The organism is Eionea flava (assembly GCF_055393785.1).
Genome location: NZ_AP036018.1, coordinates 1091660 through 1116721, shown reverse-complemented (window position 1 = coordinate 1116721; position 25062 = coordinate 1091660). Strand labels below are relative to the sequence as shown.

24 protein-coding genes are annotated in these 25062 nt (G+C 43.6%); 14 read left to right on the top strand and 10 right to left on the bottom strand.

What is annotated here, in order from left to right; genetic code table 11:
• Positions 1-5 precede the first annotated feature (5 nt).
• The gene (gene cspD, locus ACZ5O6_RS05195) at positions 6-293 is read left to right on the top strand and encodes a cold shock domain-containing protein CspD (RefSeq protein WP_447090765.1); all 288 of its coding nucleotides are present in this window, start codon (positions 6-8) and stop codon (positions 291-293) included.
• 247 nt (positions 294-540) lie between these two features.
• Here the strand turns inward: cspD and ACZ5O6_RS05190 are convergent, their stop codons facing one another.
• The gene (locus tag ACZ5O6_RS05190) at positions 541-2769 is read right to left on the bottom strand and encodes an NADP-dependent isocitrate dehydrogenase (protein WP_447090764.1); all 2229 of its coding nucleotides are present in this window, start codon (positions 2767-2769) and stop codon (positions 541-543) included.
• A 356-nt stretch (positions 2770-3125) separates the two neighbouring features.
• Here ACZ5O6_RS05190 and ACZ5O6_RS05185 point away from each other — a divergent pair, with 356 nt between their 5' ends.
• Positions 3126-3887 carry a pseudouridine synthase gene (locus ACZ5O6_RS05185; protein ID WP_447090763.1) on the top strand — a complete coding sequence of 254 codons (762 nt, stop codon included), beginning with the start codon at positions 3126-3128 and terminating at the stop codon, positions 3885-3887.
• Positions 3877-4332, top strand: a complete 456-nt coding sequence (locus ACZ5O6_RS05180; protein WP_447090762.1) for an NUDIX hydrolase — start codon at positions 3877-3879, stop codon at positions 4330-4332. Before ACZ5O6_RS05185 ends, ACZ5O6_RS05180 begins: the two co-directional genes overlap by 11 nt.
• Before the next feature lie 112 nt (positions 4333-4444).
• On the opposite strand, the gene ACZ5O6_RS05175 is transcribed toward ACZ5O6_RS05180, so the two are convergent.
• The 6 genes from ACZ5O6_RS05175 to ACZ5O6_RS05150 all read right to left on the bottom strand — a co-directional run bounded on the left by ACZ5O6_RS05175 (position 4445) and on the right by ACZ5O6_RS05150 (position 7026).
• Positions 4445-4615 (bottom strand): hypothetical protein, encoded by a 171-nt coding sequence (locus ACZ5O6_RS05175; protein ID WP_447090761.1) that lies wholly within the window; start codon positions 4613-4615, stop codon positions 4445-4447.
• Positions 4612-4887, bottom strand: coding sequence for a type II toxin-antitoxin system RelE/ParE family toxin (locus ACZ5O6_RS05170; protein ID WP_447090760.1), 276 nt, complete (start codon positions 4885-4887; stop codon positions 4612-4614). Before ACZ5O6_RS05170 ends, ACZ5O6_RS05175 begins: the two co-directional genes overlap by 4 nt.
• Positions 4877-5134 carry a type II toxin-antitoxin system Phd/YefM family antitoxin gene (locus ACZ5O6_RS05165; RefSeq protein ID WP_447090759.1) on the bottom strand — a complete coding sequence of 86 codons (258 nt, stop codon included), beginning with the start codon at positions 5132-5134 and terminating at the stop codon, positions 4877-4879. The genes ACZ5O6_RS05170 and ACZ5O6_RS05165 overlap by 11 nt, the downstream gene beginning before the upstream one ends.
• Positions 5135-5908: 774 nt before the next feature.
• A complete protein-coding gene (locus ACZ5O6_RS05160; protein WP_447090758.1) occupies positions 5909-6199 on the bottom strand; it encodes a type II toxin-antitoxin system RelE/ParE family toxin in 291 nt (96 codons plus the stop codon).
• Positions 6199-6459, bottom strand: a complete 261-nt coding sequence (locus ACZ5O6_RS05155) for a type II toxin-antitoxin system ParD family antitoxin (RefSeq protein ID WP_447090757.1) — start codon at positions 6457-6459, stop codon at positions 6199-6201. The genes ACZ5O6_RS05160 and ACZ5O6_RS05155 overlap by 1 nt, the downstream gene beginning before the upstream one ends.
• Positions 6460-6822: 363 nt before the next feature.
• Positions 6823-7026 carry a hypothetical protein gene (locus ACZ5O6_RS05150; protein WP_447090756.1) on the bottom strand — a complete coding sequence of 68 codons (204 nt, stop codon included), beginning with the start codon at positions 7024-7026 and terminating at the stop codon, positions 6823-6825.
• 287 nt (positions 7027-7313) lie between these two features.
• Here ACZ5O6_RS05150 and ACZ5O6_RS05145 point away from each other — a divergent pair, with 287 nt between their 5' ends.
• The 11 genes from ACZ5O6_RS05145 (at position 7314) to ACZ5O6_RS05095 (ending at position 19622) form a co-directional block, all read left to right on the top strand.
• Positions 7314-8390 carry a transposase gene (locus ACZ5O6_RS05145; protein ID WP_447090755.1) on the top strand — a complete coding sequence of 359 codons (1077 nt, stop codon included), beginning with the start codon at positions 7314-7316 and terminating at the stop codon, positions 8388-8390.
• A 232-nt stretch (positions 8391-8622) separates the two neighbouring features.
• Positions 8623-9759, top strand: coding sequence for a tRNA 2-thiouridine(34) synthase MnmA (gene mnmA / locus ACZ5O6_RS05140; RefSeq protein ID WP_447090963.1), 1137 nt, complete (start codon positions 8623-8625; stop codon positions 9757-9759).
• A 404-nt stretch (positions 9760-10163) separates the two neighbouring features.
• Positions 10164-10847 (top strand): high frequency lysogenization protein HflD, encoded by a 684-nt coding sequence (gene hflD, locus ACZ5O6_RS05135; protein WP_447090754.1) that lies wholly within the window; start codon positions 10164-10166, stop codon positions 10845-10847.
• A gap of 52 nt (positions 10848-10899) precedes the next feature.
• On the top strand, positions 10900-11196 hold the full coding sequence (locus tag ACZ5O6_RS05130; RefSeq protein WP_447090753.1) for a DUF2288 domain-containing protein: 297 nt from the start codon (positions 10900-10902) through the stop codon (positions 11194-11196).
• 207 nt (positions 11197-11403) lie between these two features.
• Positions 11404-12351 carry an AAA family ATPase gene (locus ACZ5O6_RS05125; RefSeq protein ID WP_447090752.1) on the top strand — a complete coding sequence of 316 codons (948 nt, stop codon included), beginning with the start codon at positions 11404-11406 and terminating at the stop codon, positions 12349-12351.
• A gap of 21 nt (positions 12352-12372) precedes the next feature.
• Positions 12373-13320, top strand: coding sequence for a DUF58 domain-containing protein (locus tag ACZ5O6_RS05120; RefSeq protein WP_447090751.1), 948 nt, complete (start codon positions 12373-12375; stop codon positions 13318-13320).
• The gene (locus ACZ5O6_RS05115) at positions 13320-13949 is read left to right on the top strand and encodes a DUF4381 domain-containing protein (RefSeq protein ID WP_447090750.1); all 630 of its coding nucleotides are present in this window, start codon (positions 13320-13322) and stop codon (positions 13947-13949) included. The genes ACZ5O6_RS05120 and ACZ5O6_RS05115 overlap by 1 nt, the downstream gene beginning before the upstream one ends.
• On the top strand, positions 13950-15008 hold the full coding sequence (locus ACZ5O6_RS05110; RefSeq protein ID WP_447090749.1) for a vWA domain-containing protein: 1059 nt from the start codon (positions 13950-13952) through the stop codon (positions 15006-15008).
• A complete protein-coding gene (locus tag ACZ5O6_RS05105) occupies positions 15008-16972 on the top strand; it encodes a VWA domain-containing protein (RefSeq protein WP_447090748.1) in 1965 nt (654 codons plus the stop codon). Before ACZ5O6_RS05110 ends, ACZ5O6_RS05105 begins: the two co-directional genes overlap by 1 nt.
• A gap of 58 nt (positions 16973-17030) precedes the next feature.
• On the top strand, positions 17031-18809 hold the full coding sequence (locus ACZ5O6_RS05100) for a BatD family protein (RefSeq protein WP_447090747.1): 1779 nt from the start codon (positions 17031-17033) through the stop codon (positions 18807-18809).
• 93 nt (positions 18810-18902) lie between these two features.
• Positions 18903-19622, top strand: coding sequence for a substrate-binding periplasmic protein (locus ACZ5O6_RS05095; RefSeq protein ID WP_447090746.1), 720 nt, complete (start codon positions 18903-18905; stop codon positions 19620-19622).
• A gap of 78 nt (positions 19623-19700) precedes the next feature.
• Here the strand turns inward: ACZ5O6_RS05095 and ACZ5O6_RS05090 are convergent, their stop codons facing one another.
• The 3 genes from ACZ5O6_RS05090 to rlmKL form a co-directional block, all read right to left on the bottom strand.
• On the bottom strand, positions 19701-20438 hold the full coding sequence (locus ACZ5O6_RS05090) for a pseudouridine synthase (protein WP_447090745.1): 738 nt from the start codon (positions 20436-20438) through the stop codon (positions 19701-19703).
• Between the two features lie 190 nt (positions 20439-20628).
• Positions 20629-22629, bottom strand: coding sequence for an excinuclease ABC subunit UvrB (gene uvrB / locus ACZ5O6_RS05085; RefSeq protein ID WP_447090744.1), 2001 nt, complete (start codon positions 22627-22629; stop codon positions 20629-20631).
• A 150-nt stretch (positions 22630-22779) separates the two neighbouring features.
• Positions 22780-25041, bottom strand: a complete 2262-nt coding sequence (gene rlmKL / locus ACZ5O6_RS05080) for a bifunctional 23S rRNA (guanine(2069)-N(7))-methyltransferase RlmK/23S rRNA (guanine(2445)-N(2))-methyltransferase RlmL (RefSeq protein ID WP_447090743.1) — start codon at positions 25039-25041, stop codon at positions 22780-22782.
• Positions 25042-25062: the final 21 nt, after the last annotated feature.

Here is a 25062-nt window from a genome sequence, read left to right as displayed (position 1 = left end):
TAACCATGGCTACGGGTACAGTTAAGTGGTTCAACAATGCAAAAGGCTACGGATTCATCCTACCGGATGACGGTGGCGAAGACCTATTTGCTCATTACAGCTCTATTGAAATGGATGGGTATAAAACGCTTAAGGCAGGACAAGCTGTCTCTTTTGATACCATTGGCGGCGATAAAGGGCTACACGCGACTAATATCACTGCTAACGATATGGCAACGAGTGATGATAGCAACGCGAGTGACTCTGCAGATACAGTAAGCTCTGATCTTGATCACTTAGAAACAGCTGAATAAACACTCAACCCGCCTCTCTAAAGAAGGACTCTATTCAGGCCACTTTTTTCGAATGACGTATTCGAGGCTATTTCTCGCCTCCTACTAAGCACAACGTTTACACTATTCACACAAAGCTCTCTCACCGTCGTCTCTATAGTAAAAAACCGCAACCACGGATATTCAACAGAACATGCATGATTACGGTTTTTAAACAGGCCACTTATCGCGTTTAAACAGTTAGAGATCGCGACTAAGTATAAACAGCTTACAATGCATCCACGATAGCATTCAGTGCTTCGCTTGGGCGCATCGCTTTTACCATTAGCTCGACGTTAGGTTGGTAGTAACCACCAATATCAACCGGAGCACCTTGAGCATTATTCAATTGCTCAACAATAAGTGATTCATTGTCAGCTAACTGCTGAGCCACTGGAGTGAAGTATTCTTTCAACTCAGCATCATCTGTTTGTTCTGCTAGTGCCTGCGCCCAGAAAAGCGCTAAATAAAAATGGCTCCCCCGATTATCTAATTGGCCTACTTTCCGCGATGGCGATTTATCTTCCAATAAAAATTTACCAGTAGCCGCATCCAACATTTGCCCTAGCACTTTTGCTTTTTCATTACCAAACACATTATCAACATGCTCTAGAGAGACCGATAACGCTAAAAACTCACCTAAAGAGTCCCACCGTAAATGCCCTTCTTCTACAAACTGCTGAACATGCTTTGGCGCTGATCCACCCGCACCGGTTTCAAACAGACCACCACCATTCATTAAAGGAACGATCGAGAGCATTTTGGCACTAGTACCCACTTCTAAAATAGGAAATAAATCCGTCAAATAATCTCTAAGTACATTCCCGGTCACAGAGATTGTATCTTTTCCTTTCCGGAGACGTTCCAGTGAAAATAGCGTGGCTTCTACTGGCGCTAAAATACGAATATCTAAACCATCGGTGTCATGATCTTGTAGGTACGCTTCGACTTTCTTAATAAGCTGTGCGTCATGTGCACGCTCGCTATTGAGCCAAAATATAGCCGGGTTATTTGTTGCGCGTGCGCGGTTTACCGCGAGTTTTACCCAATCTTGAATCGGCGCATCTTTTACTTGGCACATGCGCCAAATATCGCCCTCGGCAACACCGTGTTGCATAAGCACATCACCTTCCTGACTTACAACACGTACCGTCCCGTTAGCAGTCATTTGAAATGTCTTATCATGCGATCCATATTCTTCTGCTTTTTGCGCCATTAAACCAACATTAGACACACTACCCATCGTAGTCGGATCAAAGGCGCCATGCTTTTTACAATCATCGATCGTCGCTTGATAAACACCTGCATAACAACGATCAGGAATAACCGCCTTAGTATCTTTTAACTGGCCGTCGGCTCCCCACATACGACCAGACGAGCGAATCGCTGCAGGCATTGATGCATCAATAATCACATCACTCGGTACATGTAAGTTAGTAATTCCCTTATCAGAATTGACCATTGCCAGCTCTGGTCGAACGGCATAACAATCATTAATTGCCCGCTCTATCTCTTCACGTTGCACATCGGGTAATTGTGCGATCTTCGCGTAAACATCACCCAAACCGTTATTAGTATCAACACCTAATTCATCAAAAGTCGAACCGTATTTATCAAATACTTCTTTAAAATAAACCTTCACTGCCAAACCAAACATAATCGGGTCAGACACTTTCATCATCGTGGCTTTTAGGTGTAACGATAGTAAAACACCCTCTTCTTTTGCTTCATCAATGGCTTTTGCTAAAAATGTTTTTAAGGCTGACTGACTCATCACTGCAGAATCAATAATTTCACCCGCTAATACCGGCACACTCTCTTTTAGTACGGTTACGACGCCATTATTATCCACATGCTCAATTTTCACACTGCCTGGCGCAACCATCGTTGTTGATTGCTCGCTGCCAAAAAAGTCACCGCTGCTCATGCTAGCGACATGGGTTTTAGAATCAGCAGCCCATGCTCCCATAGAATGAGGGTTATTACGTGCATACTCTTTGACTGATGCAGGCGCTCGTCGATCCGAATTACCCTCGCGCAATACTGGGTTAACCGCGCTGCCTTTTACCTTATCGTAACAAGCTTTAATCTCTTGCTCACTGTCATTCTCGGGCTCTTCAGGATACTCCGGTAATGCATAACCTTGTGCTTGTAGCTCTTTAATAGCTGCTTTAAGTTGCGGAACAGAAGCACTGACATTGGGTAATTTAATGATATTCGCTTCTGGTGTTTTGGCTAAATCACCCAATTCTGATAAGGCATCCGCAACTACTTGATTACTCTCTAAGTGCTCAGAAAAAACCGCTAGAATTCGCGCAGCTAATGAAATATCTCGAGTTTCAACATCGACACCAGCCACCTTAGTGTAGGCTTTAACAATGGGCAGCAACGAATAAGTCGCTAAGGCTGGCGCTTCGTCGGTATGCGTATAAATAATGGTGGGGCGTTGAGTAGACATTAAATGATCCTCTATTCCTATTGAGTCTATGGTTAACCGCCAAACGGCCAGTCAGAGATTGGGTTTCTATGTCACATGGAGAATGAGATGCCTGCGTACTTGCGAATAACGCATTAGCCATGTGAACGATGATTCACTGGCAGACACCACGCTGTAAGATAGTGTAGTCGATTTACGCTATTTGTGCGGTATCTGTACACAAGATACTAATTGAATAAGTAACTCGGCTACAAACAATTACAAGCACTAAGGGCGACTATTTTTCAGGATCGCGATACTAGCACAGACGGCTATTTAAAAGAGTGATAGCATACATACATCGTTTGAATAACCCGTAAAATATCAATCATTCACCCATGCCAACACTTATCCTGTTTAACAAACCCTATCGCGTGCTTTCGCAATTTTCTTTAGAGAAGCCCCAAAAGGAAACCCAAGAAAAACCTCAAAAACACACATCCACTAGTGAAAATTCATCCAAAAGCCAGACGGTAAAAGAAACATTGGCGCTCTATATCGACAAAAAAGGCGTTTATCCTGCCGGTAGACTCGATTACGACTCAGAAGGTCTACTATTACTCACCGATGATGGCGCACTACAACACCACCTCTCCCATCCAAAACATAAACAGGCAAAAACCTATTGGGTGCAAGTCGAAGGTGAAGAAGATCTAAACGCTATCGAGCAATTGCGCCAAGGCGTTACTTTAAACGATGGGCCTACGCTGCCTGCCATTGTCGACACCATACCAGCACCCGAGCTATGGTCGCGCACGCCACCGGTGAGGTTTCGTCAAGCCATTCCTACTCACTGGTTATCGATAACAATTACCGAAGGTCGCAATCGCCAAATCAGAAGAATGACAGCCGCCGTAGGCTTACCGACATTACGGCTAATTAGACATAGCGTTGGTAATTGGAGCCTCGAAGGGCTACAACCGGGAGAACATAAAATAGTCACGGTAGCGCCACCCCCGAAGAAACATATGGCTGCAAAAAAACCATCGAAAAATAAGCCGAAAAATAGCCGCCACCGCCATTCAAGTCATAGCCCAAATAGTCCAATCTCGCGTAAAAAAGGAATGACCAAACAACAAAGGAAAAAGCATGAACGATAGATGGAAACCTAACGTTACAGTGGCAACCGTCGTTGAGCGTATCAATACTCTCGGTGACAAAGAATACCTACTGGTACATGAAATTCGCGACGGCCAAGCAGTCTACAACCAGCCCGCAGGACATCTTGATGAAGGGGAAAGTTTAGCCAGCGCAGCAATAAGAGAAACGAGAGAAGAAACCGGTTGGGAGGTAAAACTAACACATATCGTCGGCATCTACCGCTTTATTGGCAATAATGGCATCACCTATTTACGACATGTCTTTGCAGCGACACCGATTAAACATCACCCTGCGCAACCACTCGACAAAGGCATTATAGATGCCGTATGGATGACATACGAAACCATCATGACACAAACCAATGCCATGCGCAGCAATATGGTGAAGAGTGCGCTGGATGACTATCTACTTGGAAAAAGGTACGCGCTAGAGATTTATCAGTAAATAAACGGTTGTTACTATCACTATCACCGCGAGCGGTAATGGTAATATGTAATACCCCCTCCAGCCGATAAGGTGCTGCCTGGTACGTTGCGCTGCTCGGTGTTTTGCGGGTTTAGCTACGACTGCTGCCTAAGCTAATGGATACATTAAAGCCGGTGCTTTGGGCATTACCGTCGGTACCTTCAGCGGTGCTTTTGCCTAGAGGGCTGTCAAAATCTTTTTGTAGATTGGCGAGGTCAAAGCCTCCTATAAGCGCTTTTGGCCTTTTAGGTTTTGCGCTCAATACACTTGGTTATGGTTGCCTACATCAACCAAAATAATATCACCGTCTCGTATAATAAACTCCAGCACAATGCGGTAACTCATATTGATAGAGACCGATGACAAGCCCTCTAGTCGCCCGTGTAAACCATGTAATCTCAGTGACGGATGTTGAGGATTAATCTCTAGCAACTCTAAGGTTTTTTGATATTGGTTCTGTATTTCCGGGTGCTTTTTTAGGAACTTCTTTGCTCGCCTAACATAGCTATCAGGGTACAGTATCCTATAAGTCATCCATCACCTGCTTCATATGCTCACTAACCGTACTGATTTGATAATTCTCTGTTTCGAGATCAGTCTTGGCTTCTTGAACCGCTATTTCTAACTCGTATTCTCTCAACTTGGCATATTTTTCCAAATCCATTACGACATATTTATCTTGTCCTCTCACGGAGATAATGACCTCTTCATTAATGGCTAAGTGAGCCTCAACCGCCGACACTCCTTTAGTCTTAAGCTCATTTGCAGTCAGACTATTCATTATGCACCTCACCCACAACAGTATTGTTAGTAATACTATATATCGTACTATAAATAACGTTGCCGTACTACGTTGTTTTACGGATCTTCGCAATATGCGCCAGTGTATGTACATCCTTTAACGGCTAATACTTACTTGAGCATATACTCCTGCAGTCTTTAATTTGGCATCCCCTAATATCCACTTAATGTGGTTACGAATCCAGTTCCAGTGATTGCAGCTCCATCCTCTTTTAGTTGCTGTATGTAGTAAGCAAACAATTCCCTATAAATAACGACGTCATTCTTTCTAGGGTTATAGAATCAAGCTCTTAAGAGAAAGCGCCTATTCTAGAAATACAATAGCCTGCCTTTTTACCCCGTTCGCCTACCTTTTATCTAGGCGAATGTATAAGGTAAAACGGGGCAGTGAAGGATTTTTATTGATGGTACTTTTTGCCAGCAATAAAAATACGAGACTGGGCAAGGTGCGCGCCAGGGACTGGCTAAAGAGGCTGCGCGTTTAGTGACTGGAAGTTTTTGGCGTGATGGTTGCGGATTTTTTGCAACCAGCATGACAACAACTGGAAGGAACGGACCGCAACCTTTTAGCTCACTCTTACGTAGTGATGAACAATCAGCCCTGTACATTGGTAGCTTGGCATTTGGCTTGCTGCTTTTGACGTGCAGGATGCACTAATGCTGGGGAACACAAGGATGTGTGGGAGCAGTAATTGCAAGACACAGACAAGCGGAGGAAGAAGCCTACAGCCTCCGATGAACGTTTTTGATCTTTTTACCAATCAATACTGTCTATATCTCTCGATGACGATAACACTCTCACCACTTCAAGATCATTGTCTTTTATACGGTAATACAAGATGTATTTACCTACGGGATAGCTTCTTAATTCTTTAATCAATTCAGGCCGCTCAACACCCATTTTCGGCATTTCCGTTAGCTTAATCATCGCCTCGTTCAAGCGGTCTAACAATCTATCAGCATTCACGGGCTGGTCTTCAGCAATGTACAGCCAGATATCAATCAAGTCTTCTTCTGAAGTAGGCGATTTAATGATATTAAGCATTAAGATAGCTTTCCTTGTCGAGCACGTGCTTTAGCTTTGATCGCATCCATATCTAATGGGCTGCCTACACCATTATCGAGTTCATCAATGCCATGTTGCAGGTCATTTCTCAACGCAGCTAATTTCATTGCTTTCAGTGCGTCTCGTTCCTCTAATAATCGTAACGCTTCGCGCATAACCTCACTGACCGAGTTATACATCCCTGCTGAGACCTTTTCTTTGACATAATTTTCTAACTGTGGGGTTAAAGAAACATTCATAATAAACACCTATTCTATTTGTCGTGCGCACGACAATAATAACAAGCTTTAGCAATTATTGCTATCGTTGGATTTAGTAATCTTTGCAGGATGCGCGAGTGTCTGAATATCCTTTAACTGCTTAATACTCACTTGCTTATAAATCCCTGTAGTCTCTAATTTCGCATAACCTAGCAGGCTTGAATATATCTCACATCTTCACCGCCTTCTAACATTAACGTAACGCAAGTGTACGGAACAGGTGACATGAACCTTTCTTGCCTGTATCGGCTTCGTTAACATAATCCTTCACCAGCTTAGTCATGGCATTCGCGCTAAACACTTCTCCCATCTTAGTCACGAACAGATAAGCATCATCACGGCCTAGCGTAATCCTATCGGTGTACTGGTATCGAGTAGGTTGAGTATGGTTTCTGCTTCCTCTTCACTTAATACGGCTTTAGATGGCCACTTCTCGACTCTCAGCATCTCAAGATCACTAGCAGGGTTGTAGAGTAGATGATTGTTTCTTGCTAACCATTTAAACAAAGCTCTAATCAGCACAACACGATTGTTTTGGCTTAACACCGTGAGTGGCTCACGATTTTTGAGTGCCTGAGTCCCTATTTACTCTTTTTAATCAACATTGGCTACGTCAACAAGTGGAACAGGTGATAGCAGAATTGGTTGATACTAAAGTGACGATTAAAACGTAAACTGTAGGTAGTAAAAAGCCTAGTCATTATCCACGACTAGGCTTTACTCACAGATCAAATAACCTGAGCTGTCCTTGGCGAATGGTTGATATAAAAGCACCCACTAATCGTCAAAAACAACCTTGTCAGATCCATTATTGAGCTGTACGATGCCGCGCCATGAAAGTTACCATCCTATTCATTTGGCATCTGATCGCCGCTTTTGCCAAACTGTGTAGACTTGGTGGCTATCGTAAGCTTGTTGCTGAGAATGCTGCATTGAGACACCAACTGCTAATCGTTAGCCGTTCACAAAAGCGTGCACCTAAACTTACAAGCGCGGATCGATTTCTATTTGGCTTATGCTCACTTTGGACGACAAAGAATCAGCAGACAAAAATCGCCATTATCATCAAGCCTTCTACCTTACTCAGGTTCCATAAGGCTTTGGTCAACAAAAAATACTCCTCACTGTTTTCATCGGCGCATAAACGAAAGCCCGGGCCTAAAGGACCATCACAAGAACTGATCAATGCCATTTTAGAAATGAAGCATCGTAACCCTCGATTCGGTTATCCAAGAATAGCTCAACAACTGAATGTAGCCTTTGGCCTTGATATTGATAAAGACGTGGTTCGTCGAGTACTGGAAAAACATGATAAACCTACATCGGATAACGATGGCCCATCTTGGCTAACGTTTCTAGGCCATGCAAAAGACAGTTTGTGGAGCGTCGACTTTTTTCGCTGTGAATCGGCCAGTTTAAAAAGTCATTGGGTCATGCTTGTGATGGATCAATTCACGCGCAGAATTGTTGGTTTTGCCGTTAATCCCGGCGATTTAAATGGCATCGCTATCTGTCGTATGTTTAACGATATTAAATCCAAACAGACCCTACCTAAACACCTTAGTTCCGATAACGACCCTCTATTTAAGTCTCATCGTTGGAAAGCCAATCTCCGCATGCTAGAAATTGAAGAAATAAAAACCGTACCTTACACGCCAATATCACACCCCTTTGTTGAACGGCTCATTGGTACCGTTCGTCGTGAGCTACTCGACCAAACACTATTTTGGAATTCAGTCGATTTAGAGCGAAAGCTTTCTAATTTTAAGGATTATTATAATCAGCATCGAACGCATTCTGGGCGAAATGGAAAAACACCAATTGAACGCGAATTTAAAACGCTAAATTTCAACAGTTTTGGTTGGAAAAATTACTGTCGCGGTCTGTTTTCACTGCCTTTTTTAGGCTGAATTAGGATTTCGCCATGGACAAGTAGTTCACAGGTCTCATTTTGTCAATTTAATGGCTTTTTTATTTATTTTCTGTGACAACCGTCTCAAAGCACTATAAATTTGACGCGCAACATGTTGTTTTTAGTGACAAAAAATTCCCAGCAACAAAAATACATTAGTCCAGCAAACCACAATAAAAAGCGTTAAAATGCGCACCCTGTTTTTAATTACCCATTTCGGTATTGTTTTTATGGCTGCTTCTACCTCTTCTACTACCCCCGAAAACACACGTGTCATGGTTGGCATGTCTGGCGGTGTTGATTCTTCTGTTACAGCTCTGTTACTACAACAACAGGGCTATCAGGTGGAAGGGCTGTTTATGAAGAACTGGGATGAGGATGATGGTACTGAGTACTGTTCTGCCAAAGCTGATTTGGCCGATGCCCAACGTGTCTGTGATACGTTAGGTATTAAATTACATACGGCTAACTTTGCGGCTGAGTATTGGGATAATGTCTTTGAATATTTTTTAGCCGAATACAAAGCCGGCCGCACGCCTAATCCTGATATTTTATGTAATCGAGAAATTAAATTTAAAGTGTTTTTAGACTACGCCAAGGTATTGGGCGCCGATATGATCGCCACTGGGCATTATGTTCGCCGCGACGACAGTACTGGCGATACGCAACTGATGAAGGGTTGCGATAACAATAAAGACCAAAGTTATTTTTTACACGCCGTGGGCAGCGAGCAATTAGCAAAAACGCTGTTTCCTGTCGGTGAACTCGAAAAACCGGTAGTCCGTCAACTAGCCGAGCAGCATGGTCTTATTACTCACAACAAAAAAGACAGTACAGGCATTTGCTTTATTGGCGAGCGCCGCTTTAAAGACTTTTTAGAACAATACTTACCCGCACAAGAAGGCGACATTGTAACTGATAAGGGGCAAGTTATTGGACGACACTCGGGGCTGATGTATCACACGATGGGGCAGCGCCAAGGCTTGGGGATTGGCGGCGTAAAAAACGCACCCGATGCACCATGGTATGTGGTCGATAAGGATTTGGAAAACAATCAGCTTGTCGTCGTTCAAGGCGATAAGCACCCTCGCCTTTATCATCAACACTTAACGGCAAGTGGCATGCACTGGATTAATCCGCCTTCGTTAAATACTAACAACGTGAATGCCAATCAAACACTACGCTGTATGGCAAAAATTCGCTATCGCCAAGCAGATCAAACCTGCCATGTTCAACTCAATAGCGAAGGAAATATCAGTGTTAGCTTTGATGAGCCTCAACGTGCTGTAACGCCAGGGCAATCGATTGTTCTCTATGACGGCGAGCAATGTCTGGGTGGCGCGGTGATTGAGAGTCGCTGTAATTAAAGGCCGCTCTTGATAAGTTGTTATATCGCCACCAGTAATATATCTAATAGGCCATGGATGACTAAGCCATACCATCACTGTCCGGTTAACGTAAAGCCAATTAACCACAGGCACTATGGATCATCACCAAAGAGCATTATTAGTTATTAGCGGCATTAAAATAGAAAAGAAGCACGTCATTCCGAAAAGCGTTTTTTGCTTATTCGGAATCCACTGGTTTCAGCGATTGGCTGGATACCGGGTCAAGCCCGGCATGACGAAATGAAATTAACCGGACAGTAATAGAATCAAACCCAGCATGACGAAATGAAGTTAACCGAACAGTAATAAAGCCATACTCACCTTGAGCAGTTGTTTCGAATAGCTGCCACTTTATCAATCAACAAACATAGTACTGTCATTTTATGTCTATCGATGATTCACCCATTTCAGACCCTAATCCTCGTTTTTCTCCTTGGGAAGAACGCACACTCGCATTAAGTGGTATGTTTCAATCTGCTTTATTGGTGCAACAATTAGCCACTAGCGGCCAATTGAACCAAGGAGACCTAAAAACTGCGGTACATAGTCTGTTTGAACAAAATCCAAAAAATATTAGCGATGTGTATGGCGGTACCGATAAGATTCTGGCCGGTTTAATACAGTTGCGCAACACACTTAAAAAAGTGAATACACCACATGGCAACGATATTGTGCGTTATGTGATGGGCATTGTACATTTACAAAAAAAGCTCATGAAACAAACAACAATGCTAAACACTATCGGACAACGAATAGAGCAAACTCAACGTCAGGCCGAATTGTTTGAGCCCACACATGACAACGTAATAGCCAATCTTGCAGATGTTTATACCAGTACGATTAGCACATTTAGTTTTCGTATTCAGGTCAATGGTGATTACAACTATTTGCAGCAGTCGCGTGTAGCCAATCAAATACGTGTACTGCTATTTGCGGGTATTCGCTCGGCGATTTTATGGCGGCAAGTCGGGGGGTCACGACTGCAAGTCATTTTTAATCGTCAAAAGTTAATTACTAGCGCCGATGCGTTAATAAAATCTGCGAAAGAGCAACAACTTCACCATTAGCAAGCACAATATTGCATCAAAACAACCGGTTAATCATCGCAAGAGAGGCGGTATGGAAAACGAAGAACTCAACTCGACAGACAAAATTAATCGCGAAACAGCGCGCGTATCATGGCAGGAGCTAGAACCGCATTTCGCCAGTGGTAACGTAGTGAGTATTGCTAAGGAATTAGATTTGGTTAACGTCGCTAAAGCCGTTGCCGATGACGATACTGTAACGATCAAGCAATGGATGGAAAACGACCAAGTAAACCCTACGAGTGATCAACAGGCATTGGAATGGCAAAAAAATAATGCCGAATTATGGGCAGTCGTCATTAAGCCACTTATTTTGGTACAACCAGTGTAAGGCAGTGGTTTTAGTCATTCTGTAGGAGAAATAAAAAATCATAACAAAACAGAATACTATTCGGTCAACCATCACTAAAATATATTAACTTCTAAAATAAACTGCACCTTGAAAAAGAGCGGTTTAGACATACATAAATATGCACGTGGTCTGTTACTATTTTCCACTCTACATTTATTGAACATGCTAAATAATAAGGAATAGCCAATGCAACTTGCGCCCTTAAAACAGTGGCTAGAAAGCCAGATTGTTGGTCAAAGCCAACTCATTGACCGCTTACTGATTGCACTATTAGCCGATGGCCATTTATTAGTTGAGGGCGCACCCGGATTAGCAAAAACAAAAGCCATTAAACATTTATCCGAAGGAGTAGAAGCCGACTTTCAGCGTGTACAATTTACGCCTGATCTATTACCGACTGATCTTACCGGCACTGACATTTACAACCCGCAAGAACACAGTTTTAACTTTCAGGCCGGCCCGCTATTCCACAACATTGTATTAGCTGATGAAATTAATCGTGCGCCTGCCAAAGTACAATCTGCACTACTAGAAGCCATGGCAGAGCGACAAATCAGTGTGGGCAATACCACCTACCCTCTGCCCGATGTTTTTTTGGTGATGGCGACGCAAAACCCCATTGAGCAAGAAGGCACATATCCCCTGCCCGAAGCACAACTCGATCGCTTTTTGATGCATGTCACCATTGATTACCCTGATGCCGATGCCGAAGCGGCTATTCTGAAACTTGCGCGCAATGAAGCCAGCCACGCTCAACTAGAACCACCACAAAAAGTGAGCATTAACGCGTTATTAGATGCACGTCAGCAGGTGTTAGCCGTACATACTGCCGAAAGTATTGATCAATATATTGTTCAATTAACGATGGCAACTCGGCAAGCAAGCACCGTCGATGCCGATCTTGGACGCTGGATTGAATGCGGTGTTAGTCCACGTGCAACCATTGCCCTAGATCGCTGCGCCAAAGCGCATGCGTGGCTTAATGATCGAGACTACGTTACCCCGGATGATATTCACAACGTGATTTATGATGTCTTCCGCCACCGTCTTTTATTGAGTTTTGAAGCAGAGGCTCAAGGAGTTACCGCTGATCAGGTGATTACCCGCTTATTACAACGAGTTGCTGTCGTGTAACCACTAGATTGGTTTAAGCTAATGTTAACCGTATCCGATACTGAAAATACCAACTCTGGCGCTTATGTATCACTGGAAGCGTTGCAGCAACTGCGCTACACCGCTAAGCAATGTTTGATGCGTACAGGAAAGTCTTTTGCGATTCGTGGTGGGTCTCACCAAAGCCGGATGGTGAACCGAGGCATGGAGTTTGAAGATGTTCGCCCCTACCAAGCCGGTGACGATATACGCGCGATTGATTGGCGCGTTACCGCACGGACACAAGTGACCCATAGTAAACGCTACTCGGAAGAAAAAGAAAAACCCATTATCACGGTCGTCGATCAGCGCAGAAGCAGTTTTTTTGGTAGCCAGCCGTGCTTTAAGTCGGTGTATAGCTGCCAGTTAGCCGCTATTATTAATTGGGCGACCGTCGCCAGCGGCGATCGTAGTGGCGGTGTGGTATTAGGCTGCGACGGTATTCACGACACACGCCCTGCCCGTAGCCATAAAACAGTGAATCGCTGGTTACAGCAATTAACAACAGCGAATCATAAATTATCAGCCACCGTGAGGGATACACAGACATTAGGTGATGGGCTACAGCATGTAATGCGTACCACACATACAGGCACCGAGATTATTTTGTTCAGTGATTGCTACGATCTTAGCGAGCAATGTGAACAACACTTATTTTACCTCTCTCGACGCCACCGTATGAGTATTGTGTGGATTGTTGATCAATTAGAAATGGCTTTACCGACAATGGCAACAGCGTCGATCAGTAACGGACAGGCAGTACAATCACTGCCTGTTAGTGCTGCTATTAGAGAACAGTTTGCCCAACAATACCAACAAAAATACGATGCATTACAAGCACTATGCCAGCGCTTAGGCATTCGTTTTATTCAAGCTCCCGTGCAAACAGCTCCCGCCGATATTGCTCAAGCGCTTATTCATCGCACATCCACAAGCACCGGGGTAATGTGATGCCACCACTGATATTACACAAACGACATATCAGTCGACTTATTACAAAGACGCTATTAACCGCCTTATGGCTAGTACCCGCATCTGTTATCGCTAATCCACTGCCTCTTGCGGATATTCATACCCCCGAACATGTAAGTGCTTGGCCGCCAGCAATAGGTTGGTGGTTGCTACTAGCTCTATTAATAACGCTGCTTATTGCCACCATAATTGGAGTGAAACGCTACCAAAAAAAGTGGGGATATCGACGCGCTGCATTGGCTCTGCTCAACACACATTACCAACAGTGGCAAAAGGCCACGCAAACCTCACAAGAAAACAATGAAGATATAAACCACACCTGCGCTACTGCACTTAACGAAATACTTAAGCGCACAGTACGTACCGCCTATGGTAGTGATAAAGCCGCTTTATATGGCGATGCATGGGTGTCGTTTCTTAACCAGCAAACACAAAAAGACTACATACAAGGGGATATTGCGGTTTGGATCAAGGAACAACAATACCGACCTCAACCAACGACAACAGCAGACAATCATACAATTAACATACCCGATTTTTATAAGGCCTGTGCGTGCTGGGTAAAACATCACAACTCATCAACACCTTTAGCAAAAGGAGAAGGTTAGATGTTGGCGCTAGCGGCTCCTTGGGTCTTATTTTTATTGCCTCTACCGTGGATCGTCTTTCGTTGGATAAAGCCGAGTCAATCGCAATCATCGAATAATAATACAGCGATTGTTGTTCCCTTTTTTACGCAGCTCGCTCACGCCATGCCTGAAGATAATCAACCGCAACACACCACAAGGTGGCGCACGCTGTGGTTAGTGATGATATGGGTGTTACTAGTACTGGCTGCGGCAAAACCACAGTGGGTCGGTGAGCCTCAAGCACTCCCCACTAGTGGTAGAGACTTATTATTAGCGGTCGATATTTCTGGCAGTATGCAGCAAGAAGATATGCAGCTAAACCATCGCCCTGCAACACGCTTAGCTGCAGTTAAACAGGTAGTGAGTGACTTTATTACGCAACGCCAAGGCGATCGCATGGGTTTGATCCTATTTGGTACTCAAGCTTATTTGCAAACCCCTCTTACCTTCGATACTGCCTCGGTAAATCAGTTTTTACAAGAAGCACAACTGGGTTTTGCCGGAAAAGATACCGCGATTGGTGATGCGATTGGCTTAGCAGTTAAACGCTTAAAAGACGGCGAACAAACACGGCAACAGATCAACAGTAAAGTGATTATTTTATTAACCGATGGGGAAAATACTGCCGGTGAAGTAGAGCCTTTGCAAGCGGCTAAACTCGCCGAAAAAATTAACGCAAAAATATATACTGTGGGTATCGGCGCGGATGAAATGATAGTGCGCGGTTTTTTTGGCAATCGTCGCGTGAACCCATCAGCCTCTCTAGACGAAGAAACCCTCACTCGTATTGCCGAAACAACGGGTGGTCAATACTTCCGTGCGCGCGATACTGATGAACTGAGCACTATTTATCAAGCACTCGACAAACTAGAACCTACCGAACAAGAACCTGAATGGCTGCGCCCGATACAGTCACTATTTATGTGGCCATTAAGTGCTGCGTTGTTAGTGAGTTTTTTATTCGCACTGTATTTACAGCGCGCTAATATTCTACTCGCCTATACGCAGTGGAAAAACAGGCAAGGAGGTAAGCCTTAATGGAAAGTTTCCTCACTGATTTTCATTTTCTTCGGCCAGCGTGGTTACTGCTCATTCCCCTTATTGTTGCCTTCACTTACTGGCTGAGCCGGCAAGGACAGCACAAAACAGGCTTCGAACATATCATCGACAAACGTTTACTGCAGCATCTGATAACTCGTGCAAGTGAGCAAAGAGTAAGTAGTCAGAACGATGAGCCGATCAACAGCAGCGTAAACCGTCGCCCACTACCGATATATAGCCTACTTGCCACAGCATGGATAGGCACTTGCATTGCCCTCGCCGGCCCTACATGGCAACAGCTGCCACAACCGCTACAAAAATCTGATCAGGCACTGGTTATTATTCTTGATCTATCGCCCAGTATGCGTGCGCAAGATAATAAGCCCTCGCGTATTGTTCGCGCACGATTAAAAATTAAGGACCTAATAAGTCAGCGACGTGACGGCCTGACCGCATTGATTGTTTATGCCGGCGAAGCCCATGTAGTAACGCCGCTTACAGACGACATCAACACGATTGATAATTTACTATCCACACTAGAACCCGGCTTATTACCGATCCCCGGTAGTAATATCGAGATGGCTCTGCAAACGGCCACTCAATTAACACGCGATGCCGCTATTCGAGAGGCAAGTTACGTGATTCTCACCGATGGTATTGATCCCAGTGCCATCGATACGTTAAAAGATATTAGCGATAACACAAGCCATAAACAGCAGCTATTTATTATAGGACTAGGTACACCTAATGGCGCGCCAATACCCACACCGTCAAATAACCATTCTTCTGGCTTTTTACGCGATAGCAATAATGTCGTTATCAATGCAGTACGCAACGACGAAACTTTAAAACAAGCGGCATCCGTAACCAATGGTCATTACCTACCCCTACAAGCCACCGATGCGGATATTGAATTTATTTTAGAATCTATTGATCGCACTAACCCAGCAACATCCGATCATAACCGTGACACTCAACGCACAATGGATCAATGGAATGAATTTGGCCCAACACTGCTGCTTATCTTTTTACCTTTACTCGCTTTCATGTTTCGCCGTGGCTGGTTACTGAGTCTGTGCATAATGGTGATACCCATAACCCTACCAGAAACGACTTATGCCGATGACAGCGAAAATACATCAAGCCAATCGTCTATTTGGGAGCGTCTGTGGCTGAATGATCAACAACGGGGTAAACAGCTATTCGATCAGCAACAATATGAAAAAGCGGAAGCATTATTTGACGATAGCAAAACTCACCAATGGAAAGGTAGCGCTGCCTATAAAAATAAAGACTACCAAACTGCGGTAGATGCTTTTTCGCAAGGCAATACGGCAACCGATAACTACAACCGTGGTAATGCACTAAGTCAACTGGAGCGCTTTGAAGAGGCTATCGCAGCCTATGATAGTGCACTTGCCAAAGACCCTTCGCTCGGTGATGCCGAAAAAAATCGGCAATTAGTGCAACAACTATTAGAACAGCAGCAAGAACAACAAGATTCAGAAAATAATGGCGAGAATAACGACAACAAAGAGAGCAAAGATCAAAACAGCCAAAAGCAGCAAGGAAGCAAGGACAAAAATTCACAAGACGACAATCAAGCCAATGAACAAAGTGACGCTGACTCACAACAAAGCCAAGAAGATAAAAAAGATAGTGAGACCAACTCAAACACTGACACTGCAAACCAGCAACAAGAAGAACAAAAAGAGAATCATCGAGCCACTAAAAAGGACGATGACAATACTAACAATGATCAGCAACAGCGCTCGATCACTGCCTTTGACCAACTCAGCGATGAAGAACAGCAAGAGTTAGAACAATGGATTCAAAAAATACCCGACGACCCTAGTGGCCTTTTGCGCCGAAAATTTGAATACGAATTTGAAAAACGCCGCGAACTTTATCGTAGCGGACAATGGCAATTACCAGAAAACAATGCACATGAGCGTTATTAGTAACGCCACTGACTGAGCATTTTTTTTAAAACCTATTTTGAGACAAGCAATTATCACTATGTTTAACGCTTTATTATTACTTAATATCGAATTCTTAAACAAAGCACGCGTAATTAAGTGGATGCTATTCAGTCTATTATTACTATTGGCTTCTACCACGCATGCGGCAGTTTTGACCGCAAGTGTCGATCGAACGACAATAACCATCAACGATACTCTGTTACTTACCGTTGCTTTAGACCAACAAGGCGCCGATGAGATCGACTTTAGTGCGCTGAGTTTACAATTTGATATTTTACAGCGTCAACAGAGTAGCCAAACATCGATTGTTAATGGTCGTATTACTTCCCGTACACAATGGACGCTAATTATTGCACCCAAAGAAACAGGGCAGCTCATTATTCCTTCTCTATCGGCCAACGGCGCGTTTAGTGATGCGATTAGTATCCAAGTCACTGATGGCAGTGGCAATAATAAATCCGGTACTTCAGACTCTAATCAGACAAACCCAAATACTCAAAACAATAGCCAAAACAACTCTCAGCAAGATGTATTTTTGATCGCCTCTACCAATAAAAATAGTGTATACGTGCAAGAACAATTACTGGTGCGGCTGCAACTGCATTATCGTATTGCCCTTTCGCAATACGAGCCCAGTGAGCTACTCGTTGATAATAGTACTCAAGAATACTTGGATAAGAAAAATTACAAAAAAGTCATCAATGGGGTGGAATACAACGTCTTAGAATTAGCCTACGCTGTACATCCACAAGCCAGTGGTACTATTACTATCCCTGTTCAGCGTTGGCAGGTAGAAAAGCCCAGTGCGCGTTTCGGCTTACTGCGAAGCCCTTACTTACGCGTAACCAGCCAACCCATCACCATTAATGTTAAACCTATCCCACAAGCATCTACGGCTGATCATTGGTTGCCAGCCACTTCATTAACACTATCGCAACAATGGCAACAATCAATCATCAGTGCGAAAGTCGGCGAGCCGTTATCCTATCAACTTAAGATCAGTGCGAATGGCTTGGCACACTCACAGTTACCCGACATTCAGCTAAGCACTATTAACGACAACGAATTTACAGTTTACAGTGACCAGTCGGAAACGAATAACCAACTCTCGCTAGCAGGTCTTACTGGGGAGCGCATTATGAACTATGCCATCATCCCTAAAAAAACAGGTACTTTCACCCTTCCACCCATCACACTACGTTGGTGGAATACGGCGACAGATAACGAAGAGTTAATTACCTTGGAGCCACAAAAAGTGGTGGTTGCCAATACAGTACTTGATCAACAACAAGTGCTACCTAGCTTACCTTCCACAACTAATAATACCGAGGCTATTAGTACCAATAAAAGCACTCAAGTAAACTATTCCCTTTGGATATGGCAAGTGATCACTGCGCTCTTGTTACTACTCAGTGCTGTTCTCTTTTTACTGTGGAGAAAAGCACTAACCACTCAATACTCAGCGCCTTTAAAACAAGCATCGGTCAATAACGAAAACAAATCCGTAAGTAAACGCTCTCGACGTGCGATGTATGAAAAAATAGAAACCGCAGTTAACGAACAAGCGTGGCATTCTGTGCGCACATTATTATTAGCGTGGGCTAGCGATAAAGCCGGAATAATGATTGATACCAGCGACGCGTTTATCGACCATTTTCCCGAACTCAAAGAAATAATACGCTCACTAGATAAACAGCTATATAGCCAAAGCGCCGTTATTGCATGGGATGCTAAACAATTAGTTCACACCTTAAAGGAACAGCCCGACTCCTCTATCAAGAAAACATCAGAGGAAGCCCTACAAACTCTTTACTAAAGCACGACATAAGAAAGTCGTATATTGCTTGGTGCCTCTTATGTGACAAATATCACCTAGGCTTTAAATGTTATTCATTGTTTAGGAACTGTCATGAAATCACTCATTTTTGCTGCTATCTTCTTATGCTTTTCATCACTAACGTATAGTGCCTCGTATACCGTATCCGGATATGCTTGGGAGCCATTTATTGGCTCCGAACGCAGTGATGGCGGTATATCAATCAAGCTCTTAAGGGAGATCATGAATAGCCAAGGGCATACCATTGAAGTACAGCCAATGTCTTGGTCGAAAGCATTAGTGGTTGCAGAAAAGGGGGATATTGATATTTTACCTGCCGTATGGTTTACCGAAGAACGCACAGAAAAAATGCTATACAGCGAGCCCTACACTTCTAACCGCATTGTCTTTGTAAAACACAAAACAGACTCTTACGAATACGAGGGCATGGCATCACTCAATGGTAAAGTCATTGGCATTATTAAAAAATATGCTTACAGCGAAGAATTACTCGCCAATGAAAATATTCGTTTTTCTAAATCAGATACACTCATTAGCAATGTAAAAAAGGTCGCGGGTCAACGTATCGACCTTACGTTAGATGATGAAATTGTCATTAAAGCAACAACGCCACCCGATGTGCTACAAAAAGTCACCTTCACGAAAAACGCCTTATCAGAAAAGCCTTTGTATATTACATGCTATAAATCTAACCCTGAGTGCGCAAATATAATTACCGCTTTCAATACGGGGCTAAAACAAATGCAGAGTAATGGAGAATTAGACAAGCTGTTAAAACAACTGGGTATTTAAACGTTTAACATCAGCGGTAGTCGAGCAAGGAAGCGTAGACACCGCTAAAAATAATAGATTACGAAGTGTTTAATGAAATTATGCGTTGTATTTTTTCGCTAAAACGGTATTAACTTCCTTCAGCGTTAATGAACGACACTCCCCTGCCGCTAATGCCTTATCAAGCTCAATATGCCCAATTGCTATTCGATGCAATTCACACACTTCATTACGAAAAAAGCCAAACATACGTTTTACCTGATGGTAACGACCTTCACAAATACTCAGTTCTACTTCATTGGGACTAATCACGTCCAATGTCGCTGGACGTGTCGTTATTTTTTCAGGTGTTAGATAAATACCCTCTCTAAACACCCGTCGATATTCCGCTAAATTATTTTCATCGATTGCACGCTGCAAAGTAACACGGTAAATTTTATTCACGTTATTATCAGGTAGTGATAGCGCCTGAGACCATGCACCATCATTCGTTAATAACAATAAACCGGTGGTATTAAAGTCTAAACGCCCAGCAATATGTAGTTCACTTTTTTCAGGATGATCGATTAAATCAATCACTGTCTGATGTTTATCGTCTTTAGTCGCACTCACTGTACCTTTCGGTTTGTGCAACATCAAATAAAGAGGTTCCCGCTGCTGTAAAATTTTTCCATCGACGATAACGGAGGTAAATCGGCCAACGGGCTGATTCATCGCACAGTGTGTGTTTCCGTCAACAACGATTTTTTTCTGAATCAACAACTCGCGCACAGCACTTTTACTAATATTTAATTCGCGAGCAATAAAGCGGTCTAAGCGATGAGAAACGGATGGCATGAGTAACTTTGAAATAACGGGTAAAAAGAGTGCTAGGATACCGGATCACGTCCGGTATGACGAAAAAAATTTATACTGTCTCGTTAACTTTTCAATAGCGGAATTCCAGCCATTAGGCAAAGCCATCACCCGCATGGACGCGGGTGTTGAGCCTACATGGACGTGATCCGGTATCTGTCAACATCAGCCACTAGCCTTCATTAATTTTCAATTCTTTTAACTGATCACGTAGTGACGCGGCTTTTTCAAAGTCTAGATCTTTCGCCGCCTGATACATTTTTTCTTCGAGTAACACTATTTTTTGTTTCAAGCTCTTGCCTTCTAATTCCGGATGCACATTATAAGAGGCTTCTTTCTCTGCTATTTTTCCGCGTCTACCTTTACCTATAACTACGGCGCCTTCCATAATGTCGGCAATTTTTTTATTGACGCCTTTCGGAGTAATACCGTTGGCTTCATTATGGGCAATTTGTTTAGTTCGGCGACGATCCGTCTCATCTATTGCGCGCTGCATTGAATTGGTAATTTTATTAGCAAATAAAATGGCTTTACCATTAAGATGACGTGCCGCACGGCCAATGGTTTGAATTAATGAGCGATCCGACCGTAAAAAACCTTCTTTATCCGCATCCATAATCATAACTAATGAGACTTCTGGCATATCAAGTCCTTCACGCAGTAGGTTGATACCGACTAGCACATCAAACTCGCCAAGGCGTAAATCACGAATAATTTCGACACGTTCAACGGTATCAATATCCGAGTGTAAATAGCGCACGCGGACACCGTGATCACTCAAATAATCGGTAAGGTCTTCTGCCATGCGCTTAGTAAGTACAGTAATGAGTATGCGCTCATCAACAGCCACACGCTTTTGAATCTCCGACATCGCTTCGTCGACTTGTGTATCCGCTGAACGGATTTCAATAGGAGGATCAATTAGCCCTGTAGGACGTACCACCTGCTCGACGACTTGTGCAGCATGTTCGGCTTCATAATTACCCGGCGTCGCCGATACGAAAATCATTTGCGGTGCCAACTCTTCCCATTCTTCAAAACGCATAGGACGATTATCAAGCGCAGACGGCAGACGGAAACCATATTCAACCAATGTCTCCTTACGCGACCGATCTCCCCGGTACATGCCACCAATTTGCGGGACGGTCACATGAGATTCATCGAGCACTAACAACGCATCAGGTGGCAAGTAATCAAATAATGTAGGCGGCGGCAAACCCGGATCACGACCAGAGAGATAGCGCGAGTAGTTTTCTACACCATTGCAATAGCCTAGCTCTTGCATCATTTCTACGTCGTATTTAACTCGCTGTTCTAGGCGTTGCGCCTCAACCAATTTATCGACACTACGCAACTGCTCTAAACGCTCTTTGGCTTCTTCTTTGATATGTTCAATGGCCTCAAGAATACGCGAACGTGGCGTGACATAGTGAGATTTTGGATAAATGGTATAGCGGGGCAGCTTTTGTAAACTTTCGCCAGTGAGTGGATCAAATAAGGTAAGCTGATCTATTTCATCATCAAAGAGTTCTATTCGGAGTGCTTCACGATCGGAATCTGCAGGAAATATATCTATCACATCACCTCTGACTCGATAAGTCGCACGCTGAAACACAGCATCGTTGCGGGTATATTGAAGCTCTGCCAAGCGCCGTAAAATATCACGTTGATCAACCCGCTCACCACGATCAAGATGCAACACCATTTTCAAATAAGCAGCGGGATCACCCAGACCATAAATAGCAGAAACGGTAGCAACGATAATCGTATCACTACGCTCCATTAATGCTTTAGTAGCCGACAAACGCATCTGTTCGATATGTTCGTTAACTGATGCATCTTTCTCGATAAAGGTATCGGAGGATGGAACGTAGGCTTCAGGCTGATAATAATCGTAATAAGAAACAAAATACTCAACGGCATTATTCGGAAAAAATTCTTTGAATTCTCCATATAACTGCGCAGCCAGTGTTTTATTATGCGCCATAACAATCGTCGGGCGATTAATTTCTTGTACAACATTGGCAATGGTAAAGGTTTTACCTGATCCCGTCACACCCAGTAAAGTTTGGTGAGCTAAACCATTACGAATCCCGTTGATTAAACCTTCTATCGCTTTAGGTTGATCACCTGCGGGGGTGTAATCGCTGACAACTTGGAAAGATTTACTCATAAGTTTTTACTTTTCGGTTTTATCAAACATAAGATGTGACGATACCGAGTCAAGCTCGGTATGACGGGTGGTACATAGGTCAGCCTAAAAACTCACAACGCCGTCATTCCGGTGAAAACCGGAATCTACTGAGTTAAGAGAAGTTGCCCGTTATGCTCTAATCAAATAACACTGGTGTATTTTACGGTTTCGTTGAAAGTCGGGATCAAGAGTTTTATCAGTAATATTATCCACACAATAGGTATCGCTGATGGCTTTATCTAAGCGGAAACTACGTAGGTTATTAGAAAAAATTAGCGTACCGCCATGATTGAGCAATTCCATACAGCGATGAATTATCGCAGCATGGTCACGCTGAATATCCAGCACATCATCCATACGCTTAGAATTAGAAAAGCTCGGTGGATCGAGTAGAATCACATCGAAACCCTCGCGGCAATCGGCTAACCATTTTAGGCAATCCTGCTGAACCAACGTATGCCGTTCGCTATTGAGATGATTTACCGAAAAGTTTTCTTCTGCCCACTCTAGGTAGGTATTCGACATATCCACACTAACACTCGATTGTGCCCCCGCTAATGCCGCATGCACCGTTGCTGTCGCGGTATAGCAAAATAAGTTCAAAAATTGTTTGCCATTGACCATTTGTGTAATCATTTGGCGAACGGGGCGATGATCTAAAAATAGACCACTATCTAAATACGACCATAGGTCGATCAGTAACGTCGCCTGCCCTTCTTGGACGGCAATTTTTGCACGGTTTTCTTCATAAGCTAAACGCTCATATTGTTGTTTGCCTTTATTGCGCTGCCGCTGTTTAACAAAGATATTATCGTCTTCAATATCAAGCGCAACGGGAATCGCGCTGAGTAACTCATCAAAGCGATATTGCGCTTTTTTTTCATCAATCGTTTTCGGGGCTTTATATTCTTGCACATGAATATACTCACCATAGCAATCAATCGCGGCAGAGTACTCAGGCATATCAGCATCATATAAACGATAACAAGAGACTTCGCTTTTTTTCAGCCATTTGCGCAAACCTTTTTGATTTTTCTTAAGGCGATTACACACCATTTGCGCGCCCGGTGTTAGGGATTCAAATGTCGGCTTAACCAGCTGACCAGTAGAGTGTTCGTCGTCGTGTTGTGTTTGAGCCAAGGCAGCATCATCGCTATCGAGTGTTGATTGTTTAACAATGGCTTGTTCATTAATATCAAAACACAGTAATTCAGTGGCCAAGTTACCATTAAATAGTTTATATTTTTTACGCGCACGCACACCCATGTTTTTTGCTAGGCGCGTATTAGCCGTAAACACGGCGGCTTTCCAACCCATAAACTCTGTGTGCAATGCGGCCCCTAACTGACGATAAACCGGCAAGAGCGCTTGCTCTTCGCCCAAGCGCTCACCATAGGGGGGATTACAAATCACCAAGCCTGTGCTAATCGGCATGTGACTAGGCTGTTTAAGCTCTTCTACTGCTTTATGACTCACGCGAATCACATCATGTAGGCCTGCTAATGCAATATTAGATTCTGCAGCACGTAATACATGCCAATCTTCATCGTAACCACGACACTCTATGCCTCGCGCTTTGATGGCTTGCAGACCTTGCTCTTGCCGCGCTAAGGCATCGTCGATTAATGGCTGCCAATCGCTAGCATTAAACTTTAACCAGCGACTAAACCCCCATCGTTGACGAAAAATACCGGGAGCAATATCGGCGGCCATTAATATGCCTTCAATTAATAACGTCCCAGAGCCACACATAGGATCAATTAACGCTGTATTCTCTTGCTGTGCAACCATTGGCCATTGTGCGCGTAATAAAAGAGCGGCTGCAATATTTTCTTTCAGCGGCGCCAACCCTTGTTTGGTACGATAACCACGACGATGCAAGCTCTGTCCCGATAAATCAATACTGATATGAACGCAGTCTTTACGGCTATGATTTTTTGTTGATCCGGCTTTGATCAATTTCACGTTTAATAGTAAGTCGGGGGTATCTTTTTGTATGGAAGGGCGTTGACTCGTACGCTCACGAAAGCGATCGACAATGCCATCCTTAATACGCACAGCACCAAACTGACTATTGCGAATAATGTCATTAGTACCGATAAAATCGACTTTAAAACTGCCCTCTTCTGCCAAGTGCTCTTCCCACGGAATCGCTAATACGCCATCGTACAACTCTTGATCATTGGTAAATTCAACGGTGGTTAAAGGCAGTAATACTTTATTAGCCAAGCGCGACCATAAGCAGCAACGATACGCCGTTGTGAGATCACCACTAAAGTGTACCCCGCCCATCGTTTCCCGAGGTGACTCTACCTGCAATGCGGTAAGTTCTTCGAGAAGTAGTCCTTCGAGCCCTTTAGGGCAAGCCGCATAAAATTGATAAGTTGTCATAACAGAGGCACACTCGTTAAA